The 8,522-nt window shown below is 70.8% G+C and carries 8 protein-coding genes; 7 read left to right on the top strand and 1 reads right to left on the bottom strand.

The annotated features are described in order from the left end of the window. Nucleotides 1–129: 129 nt before the first annotated feature. Nucleotides 130–2,337, bottom strand: a complete 2,208-nt coding sequence (locus tag ACFVZW_RS36110) for an elongation factor G-like protein EF-G2 (protein ID WP_384530701.1) — start codon at nt 2,335–2,337, stop codon at nt 130–132. Between the two features lie 281 nt (nt 2,338–2,618). On the opposite strand from ACFVZW_RS36110, the gene pgsA reads away from it, so the two are divergent. The 7 genes from pgsA to ACFVZW_RS36075 all read left to right on the top strand — a co-directional run bounded on the left by pgsA (nt 2,619) and on the right by ACFVZW_RS36075 (nt 8,518). Then, a complete protein-coding gene (gene pgsA, locus ACFVZW_RS36105) occupies nt 2,619–3,287 on the top strand; it encodes a phosphatidylinositol phosphate synthase (RefSeq protein ID WP_329122787.1) in 669 nt (222 codons plus the stop codon). A 14-nt stretch (nt 3,288–3,301) separates the two neighbouring features. Next, the gene (locus tag ACFVZW_RS36100; protein WP_384530703.1) at nt 3,302–4,210 is read left to right on the top strand and encodes a phosphatidylinositol mannoside acyltransferase; all 909 of its coding nucleotides are present in this window, start codon (nt 3,302–3,304) and stop codon (nt 4,208–4,210) included. Beyond that, nucleotides 4,207–5,370, top strand: a complete 1,164-nt coding sequence (locus ACFVZW_RS36095; RefSeq protein ID WP_384530699.1) for a glycosyltransferase family 4 protein — start codon at nt 4,207–4,209, stop codon at nt 5,368–5,370. The genes ACFVZW_RS36100 and ACFVZW_RS36095 overlap by 4 nt, the downstream gene beginning before the upstream one ends. Nucleotides 5,371–5,526: 156 nt before the next feature. Next, entirely contained in the window at nt 5,527–6,069 is a 543-nt protein-coding gene (locus ACFVZW_RS36090; protein ID WP_384530697.1) for a hypothetical protein, read from the top strand. 188 nt (nt 6,070–6,257) lie between these two features. Next, the gene (gene pdxS / locus ACFVZW_RS36085; RefSeq protein WP_376443043.1) at nt 6,258–7,106 is read left to right on the top strand and encodes a pyridoxal 5'-phosphate synthase lyase subunit PdxS; all 849 of its coding nucleotides are present in this window, start codon (nt 6,258–6,260) and stop codon (nt 7,104–7,106) included. A gap of 6 nt (nt 7,107–7,112) precedes the next feature. Beyond that, a complete protein-coding gene (gene pdxT, locus ACFVZW_RS36080; RefSeq protein WP_384530695.1) occupies nt 7,113–7,703 on the top strand; it encodes a pyridoxal 5'-phosphate synthase glutaminase subunit PdxT in 591 nt (196 codons plus the stop codon). A gap of 62 nt (nt 7,704–7,765) precedes the next feature. Continuing rightward, nucleotides 7,766–8,518, top strand: a complete 753-nt coding sequence (locus ACFVZW_RS36075) for a YebC/PmpR family DNA-binding transcriptional regulator (RefSeq protein WP_158985482.1) — start codon at nt 7,766–7,768, stop codon at nt 8,516–8,518. Nucleotides 8,519–8,522: the final 4 nt, after the last annotated feature.

Genomic DNA, 8,522 nt, shown 5'->3' with positions numbered 1-8,522 from the left:
GTGCTGGGCACCACCGCGTACCGGGGTACCGGCGGTTGCGTCCCGGGTCGGCCGGAGGCCGCCCGTCGGTGGGGAGTCGGCCGGGCGACATCCGGCCGTGGGGGAGGGGGCGCGAGATACGGGAGGCGGCTAGGCTCCCTTCTCCGCCTGTCCGCGGATCTTGTCCGCGAGATGGGGCGGCATGGCTTCGTGACGGGCGTACGCGCGGTCGAAGCTGCCGGTGCCGTGCGAGACGGAGCGGAGGTCGACCGCGTACCGGCCGATCTCGATCTCAGGGACCTCGGCCCGCACCAACGTCCGCCCGGGACCGGCCTGTTCGGTCCCCACGACCCGCCCGCGCCGCCCCGACAGATCGCTCATCACCGGCCCCACGTACTCGTCCGGGACGAGCACTTGGACCTCGGCCACCGGCTCCAGGAGCTGGATGCTCGCCTCGGCGGCCGCCTCGCGCAGCGCGAGCGCGCCCGCCGTCTGGAAGGCGGCGTCGGAGGAGTCGACCGAGTGGGCCTTGCCGTCGCGCAGCGTGACCCGCACGTCGACCAGCGGATAGCCGGCGGCGACTCCGCGCGCGGCCTGGGCGCGTACCCCCTTCTCGACGGAGGGGATGAACTGGCGGGGCACCGCCCCGCCCACCACCTTGTCGACGAACTCGATTCCGCTGCCCGGGGGAAGGGGCTCGACGTCGATCTCGCAGATCGCGTACTGGCCGTGGCCGCCGGACTGCTTCACATGCCGGCCCCGACCGGCCGAAGGCCCGCCGAAGGTCTCACGGAGCGACACCTTGTGCGGTACGGCGTCCACCTGCACCCCGTACCGGTTGCGCAGCCGCTCCAGGGCCACGTCCATATGGGCCTCGCCGAGACACCACAGAACGACCTGATGGGTGTCCTGGTTCTGTTCCAGGCGCATAGTGGGGTCCTCGGCGACGAGCCGGGCCAGACCCTGGGAGAGCCGGTCCTCGTCGGCCTTGCTGTGCGCCTCGATCGCGAGCGGGAGCAGCGGATCGGGCATCGTCCAGGGCTCCATCAGGAGCGGATCGTCCTTGGCGGAGAGGGTGTCGCCGGTCTCCGCGCGGCCGAGCTTGGCGACACAGGCGAGGTCGCCCGCGATGACCCGGTTGAGCGTGCGCTGCTGCTTGCCGAAGGGAGAGGTCAGGGCGCCGACGCGCTCGTCGACGTCGTGGTCCTCGTGACCCCGGTCGGTCAGCCCGTGCCCCGAGACATGGACGGTCTCGTCGGGGCGCAGGGTGCCGGAGAAGACCCGGACCAGCGAGATCCGGCCGACATAGGGGTCGGAGGCGGTCTTCACGACCTCCGCGACGAGCGGGCCGTCGGGGTCGCAGGTGACCGGCGGCCGCGGGACGCCGTCGGGGGTGGTGACGGCGGGGGCCTCGCGCTCCAGCGGGGTGGGGAAGCCGCCGGTGATCAGTTCGAGCAGCTCGACGGTGCCGAGGCCCTGCTTCCCGCCGTCCGTCGCGGGCGCCGCGGCCAGCACCGGATGGAAGGTCCCACGGGCGACGGCCTTCTCCAGGTCGTCGATGAGCGACTTGATGTCGATCTGCTCGCCGCCGAGATAGCGGTCCATGAGGGTCTCGTCCTCGCTCTCGGCGATGATCCCCTCGATGAGCCGGTTGCGGGCCTCGGCGATCAGCTCCTGCTGGTCGCCGTCCGGCGGATTCTCCTGCCGCACGCCCGTGGAATAGTCGAAGATCCGCTCCGAGAGCAGTCCGACCAGGCCGGTGGTCGGGGCGTGGCCGTCCGGCGCCTCCGCGCCGTGGACGGGCAGATAGAGCGGGAGCACGGCATCGGGGTCGTCGCCGCCGAAGATCGAGGCGCAGACGGAGGTCAGCTCGTCGAAGCCGGTGCGGGCCGTCTCCAGGTGGGTGACGACGATGGCACGGGGCATTCCGACCGCCGCGCACTCCTCCCAGACCATGCGGGTCGACCCGGCGATCGCGTCGGCCTCCTGGGCCGCCGAGACGACGAAGAGGGCCGCGTCCGCCGCGCGCAGACCGGCCCTCAGTTCCCCGACGAAGTCGGCGTATCCCGGTGTGTCGAGGAGATTGATCTTGCACCCGCCCCATTCGAGGGGGACGAGCGAGAGCTGTACGGAACGTTGCTGGCGGTGCTCGATCTCGTCGTAGTCGGAGACCGTTCCGCCGTCCTCGACGCGTCCGGCCCGGTTGACCGCCCCCGCGGTCAGCGCGAGCGCCTCGACGAGCGTCGTCTTTCCCGATCCGCTGTGGCCGACCAGCACCACGTTCCGTACGTCCGAGGGCCGGTCGGCCGTTGGAGCCCTGCCGGCGGCTCCGGAGTGTGCGTTCGCCTTGTCGCCCATGGTCTGTTCCTCCCGGTCGCTGGCACCGGTCGCGCGGTGTGGGCCGCCCGCACGGTGCGGCGGGGCGCGGGCGCGGGGGAGTCGGCGCGGGAGGGGATCGCGTGCAGCTCCGGCGATGCCCGCGGTGGTTCTTCGAGCTTTGCACCGACGTCAGGGCGCGTCCATACGTCGTACACGACGCGACGGGGCGGGTGGCCGACGGAATGGCAAGGTGGTCCTGGCTACGATGGGCAGGCCGGTGGTCGTAGGGGCCGCGCGGCCCACCGAACCTCGGGAAGGCCATGCTGAACAAGTACGCGCGTGCATTTTTTACGCGTGTCCTCACACCGTTCGCCGCGTTTCTGCTCCGCCGTGGCGTCAGCCCCGACGCGGTCACGCTCATCGGCACGGCCGGAGTGATGGCGGGTGCACTGGTCTTCTTCCCCAGGGGAGAGTTCTTCTGGGGCACGATCGTCATCACGCTCTTCGTCTTCTCCGACCTCGTCGACGGCAACATGGCCCGCCAGGCCGGGATCTCCAGCCGGTGGGGCGCGTTCCTCGACTCGACCCTCGACCGGGTCGCCGACGGCGCCATCTTCGGTGGCTTCGCGCTCTGGTACGCGGGTACGGGTAACGACAACGTGCTGTGCGCGGTCTCGATCTTCTGCCTGGCCAGCGGTCAGGTCGTCTCGTACACCAAGGCGCGTGGTGAATCGATTGGCCTGCCTGTGGCGGTCAACGGCCTGGTGGAGCGGGCCGAGCGGCTGGTGATCTCACTGGTCGCCGCGGGTCTCGCCGGACTGCATGCCTTCGGCGTGCCCGGCATCGACGTGCTGCTGCCGATCGCGCTGTGGATCGTCGCCGTGGGCTCCGCGGTGACGCTGGGGCAGCGAGTGGTGACGGTACGACGCGAGTCGGCGGAGGCGGACGCGGCCGCGTCCGCCGCCGGGGGGAACGAGGCGACGTCATGAGTGGCGCGAGTGGCATGAAGGACCGGCTGACCGACGGGCTGTACGGGCTCGGCTGGTCGACCGTGAAGAAACTGCCGGAGCCCATGGCGACGGGGCTCGGCCGGCGGATCGCCGACTACGCCTGGAAGCGGCGCGGCAAGAGCGTGCTGCGCCTGGAGTCCAACCTCGCGCGCGTGGTCCCCGACGCGACGCCCGAGCGGCTCGCCGAGCTGTCGAAGGCCGGGATGCGCTCGTACATGCGGTACTGGATGGAGTCCTTCCGGCTGCCGACCTGGACCAAGGAACGCGTCGACGCCGGCTTCGACATCAAGGACGTCCACCACCTCGAGGACGGTCTGGCCTCGGGGCGCGGGGTCATCCTCGCGCTGCCGCACCTGGCCAACTGGGACCTCGCGGGCGTGTGGGTGACCCGCTCGCTCGGCGTGCCCTTCACCACGGTCGCGGAGCGGCTCAAGCCGGAGACGCTGTACGACCGGTTCGTCGCCTACCGCGAGTCGCTGGGCATGGAGGTCCTGCCGCATACCGGCGGATCGGCCTTCGGCACGCTGGCGCGGCGGCTGCGGGCCGGTGGCCTGATCTGTCTGGTCGCCGACCGCGACCTGTCCGCCTCCGGCACCGAGGTCACGTTCTTCGGCGAGACGGCGCGGATGCCGGCCGGTCCGGCGATACTCGCCCAGCAGACGGGCGCGCTGCTGCTGCCCGTGACCCTCTGGTACGACGACACCCCGGTCATGAAGGGGCGGGTGCACGGACCCATCGACGTACCCGAGACAGGTACCCGGGCCGAGAAGACGTCCGTGATGACACAGGCGCTGGCCGATGCCTTCGCCGGCGGTATCGCCGACCACCCGGAGGACTGGCACATGCTGCAACGACTGTGGCTCGCTGATCTGGAGGAGCGCGGGGAGGACGTGCGGACGTGAAGATCGGCATCGTCTGCCCGTACTCCTGGGACGTTCCGGGCGGCGTCCAGTTCCACATCCGCGACCTGGCGGAGCACCTGATCCGGCTGGGTCACGAGGTGTCCGTCCTCGCGCCCGCCGACGACGAGACGCCGCTGCCGCCGTACGTCGTCTCGGCGGGGCGTGCCGTGCCGGTGCCGTACAACGGCTCGGTGGCCCGGCTCAACTTCGGCTTCCTGTCGGCGGCGCGGGTGCGGCGCTGGCTGCACGACGGCACGTTCGACGTCATCCACATCCACGAGCCGGCCTCGCCCTCGCTGGGCCTGCTGAGCTGCTGGGCGGCGCAGGGGCCGATCGTGGCCACCTTCCACACCTCGAACCCGCGCTCGCGGGCGATGATCGCGGCCTACCCGATCCTGCAGCCGGCCCTGGAGAAGATCAGCGCGCGGATCGCGGTGAGCGAGTACGCGCGCCGCACCCTGGTCGAGCACCTGGGCGGCGACGCCGTCGTCATCCCCAACGGTGTCGACGTGGACTTCTTCGCGCGGGCCGAGCCGAAGGCGGAGTGGCAGGGCCACACCCTGGGCTTCATCGGGCGGATCGACGAACCGCGCAAGGGCCTCCCGGTCCTGATGAAGGCCCTGCCGAAGATCCTCGCCGAGCGGCCGGAGACCCGGCTGCTGGTCGCCGGGCGCGGCGACGAGGAGGAGGCGGTGGCCTCGCTCCCGCGCGAGATGCGCTCGCGCGTCGAGTTCCTCGGGATGGTCAGCGACGAGGACAAGGCGCGGCTGCTGCGCAGCGTCGATGTCTACGTGGCGCCGAACACGGGCGGCGAGAGCTTCGGGATCATCCTGGTCGAGGCGCTGTCGGCGGCGGCGCCGGTCCTCGCCTCGGACCTCGACGCCTTCGCCCAGGTCCTGGACCAGGGCGCGGCGGGCGAGCTGTTCGCCAACGAGGACGCGGACGCGCTGGCCGACGCGGCGATCCGGCTGCTCGGGGACGAGGTGCGGCGCGACGAGCTGCGCAAGCGCGGCAGCGCGCACGTACGGCGCTTCGACTGGTCGACGGTGGGCGCGGACATCCTCGCGGTCTACGAGACGGTGACGGACGGCGCGGCCTCGGTGGCGACGGACGAACGCACGGGGCTGCGGGCCAGGTTCGGTCTGGCGTCGAGGGACTGAGGCGGGCTTCGCGGGACGGGCGGGGGACGGGCGGTCGCGGCCGGCCGGGACCGGCTCGCGGAGCTCTCCGACGGGCGTACGGCACAGGGTCCGGTTCGCCCACGACCGTGACCTCTGGGAAGGGGTCCTGCCGGCGCGACGGTAGCCTGTGCGCCCGTGACCGAAACCCTGATCTGGACCGTCGTCGCGCTCATCGCGATCGGCCTGTACCTCAGCTGGACCGCCGGCCGCCTCGACCGGCTGCACGCGCGGATCGACGCGGCCCGGGCCGCCCTCGACGCCCAGCTGCTCCGCCGGGCCTCGGTCGCCCAGGAACTGGCCACGTCCGGCGTCCTCGACCCGGCCGCCTCGATCGTGCTCTACGAGGCCGCGCATGCCGCCCGGCAGGCCGAGGAGGACCACCGCGAGGTCGCCGAGAGCGAGCTGAGCCAGGCCCTGCGCGCCGTGTTCGGCGAGCCCGAGCAGGTCGAGGCCGTACGGGCTGCCCCCGGCGGCGAGGAGGCCGCGAACGAACTCGCGGCCGCCGTCCGCCGCGTGCCCATGGCCCGCCGGTTCCACAACGACGCCGTACGCGCCGCCCGCGCCCTGCGCCGCCACCGCAAGGTGCGCTGGTTCCGGCTGGCCGGTCACGCTCCGTTCCCGCTGGCCTTCGAAATGGACGACGAACCGCCCGTCGCCCTTGCCGATCGCCCGGCCTGACCTCCGTAGCCTGCGAAAACAGCGAAAACGATCCACCGCCTACACATTGGCCCTTGATGTGGACTGGTGGTGGCCTGTTTCCTCACTCTTGTCTCAACACCGCTTTCCCGAGTGAGGTCCTCGTGTCCACCACGCTTCCCAACAGCACCCAGTCTCCCGAGACCGGCACCGCGCGCGTCAAGCGCGGCATGGCCGAGCAGCTCAAGGGCGGCGTGATCATGGACGTGGTCAACGCCGAGCAGGCGAAGATCGCCGAGGACGCCGGCGCCGTGGCCGTCATGGCCCTGGAGCGGGTCCCCGCCGACATCCGCAAGGACGGCGGCGTCGCCCGCATGTCCGACCCGAACATGATCGAAGAGATCATCGGCGCCGTCTCCATCCCGGTCATGGCCAAGTCCCGCATCGGCCACTTCGTCGAGGCCCAGGTCCTGCAGTCCCTCGGTGTCGACTACATCGACGAGTCCGAGGTCCTCACCCCGGCCGACGAGGTCAACCACTCCGACAAGTGGGCCTTCACCACCCCCTTCGTCTGTGGCGCCACCAACCTGGGCGAGGCCCTGCGCCGCATCGCCGAGGGCGCGGCCATGATCCGCTCCAAGGGCGAGGCCGGCACCGGCAACGTCGTCGAGGCCGTCCGTCACCTGCGCCAGATCAAGAACGAGATCGCCAAGCTGCGCGGCTTCGACAACAACGAGCTGTTCGCCGCCGCCAAGGACCTGCGCGCCCCGTACGAGCTCGTCAAGGAGGTCGCCGAGCTCGGCAAGCTGCCGGTCGTGCTGTTCTCCGCCGGTGGTGTCGCCACCCCCGCCGACGCCGCGCTGATGCGCCAGCTCGGCGCCGAGGGCGTCTTCGTCGGCTCCGGCATCTTCAAGTCGGGCGACCCGGCCAAGCGCGCCGCCGCCATCGTGAAGGCCACCACCTTCTACGACGACCCGAAGATCATCGCGGACGCCTCCCGCAACCTGGGCGAGGCCATGGTCGGCATCAACTGCGACACCCTCTCCGAGTCCGAGCGCTACGCCAACCGCGGCTGGTAGTCACCCATGAGCACACCCGTGATCGGTGTCCTGGCTCTCCAGGGCGACGTACGGGAGCACCTGATCGCCCTGGCCGCGGCTGACGCCGTGGCCAGGCCGGTCCGGCGCCCCGAGGAACTCGCCGAGGTCGACGGCCTCGTCATACCCGGCGGCGAGTCCACCACCATCTCCAAGCTGGCCGAGCTCTTCGGCCTCATGGAGCCGCTGCGCGAGAGCATCGCCGCCGGACTGCCGGTCTACGGCACCTGCGCCGGTCTGATCATGCTCGCCGACAAGATCCTCGACCCGCGCTCGGGCCAGGAGACCTTCGGCGGCATAGACATGATCGTCCGCCGCAACGCGTTCGGACGGCAGAACGAGTCCTTCGAGGCCGGCGTCACCGTCACCGGCATCGAGGACGGTCCCGTCGAGGGCGTCTTCATCCGCGCCCCGTGGGTCGAGTCCGTCGGTGCCCAGGTCGAGGTCCTCGCGGAGCACGAGGGTCATATCGTGGCCGTACGGCAGGGTCGTGCCCTGGCGACCTCGTTCCACCCCGAGCTCACCGGCGATCACCGCATTCACGCCCTGTTCGTCGACATGGTGCGCGCCGCGGTGTGACGAGGTCCCGGTAGGATCTCTGGGGTTCGTTCAGAAATGGGTTACGCGAAGGAGACAGGCAGATGTCCGGCCACTCTAAATGGGCTACGACGAAGCACAAGAAGGCCGTGATCGACGCCAAGCGCGGCAAGCTCTTCGCGAAGCTGATCAAGAACATCGAGGTTGCCGCCCGGACCGGCGGCGCCGATCTGGACGGTAACCCGACGCTGTTCGACGCCGTGCAGAAGGCGAAGAAGAGCTCCGTCCCGAACAAGAACATCGACTCGGCGATCAAGCGCGGCGGCGGCCTCGAGGCCGGCGGCGTCGACTACGAGACGATCATGTACGAGGGCTACGGCCCGAACGGTGTCGCGGTGCTCATCGAGTGCCTCACCGACAACCGCAACCGTGCCGCCTCCGACGTCCGCGTCGCTATGACGCGCAACGGCGGCTCGATGGCCGACCCCGGCTCGGTGTCGTACCTGTTCAACCGCAAGGGCGTCATCGTGCTGCCCAAGGGAGAGCTGACCGAGGACGACGTCCTCGGCGCGGTTCTCGACGCGGGTGCCGAGGAGGTCAACGACCTCGGTGAGAGCTTCGAGGTCATCAGCGAGGCCACCGACATGGTCGCGGTCCGCACCGCCCTCCAGGAGGCCGGCATCGACTACGACTCCGCCGACTCCAACTTCGTCCCGACCATGCAGGTCGAGCTCGACGAAGAGGGCGCGCGGAAGATCTTCAAGCTGATCGACGCGCTCGAGGACAGCGACGACGTGCAGAACGTCTTCGCCAACTTCGACGTCAGCGACGAGGTCATGGAGAAGGTCGACGCCTGACGAC

This window comes from Streptomyces sp. NPDC059567, assembly GCF_042735655.1.
In the GTDB taxonomy this organism is placed as follows: Bacteria; Actinomycetota; Actinomycetes; order Streptomycetales; family Streptomycetaceae; genus Streptomyces.
Note: the sequence above shows the minus strand (reverse complement) of the source record. Positions and strands in the feature narration are given on the sequence as shown.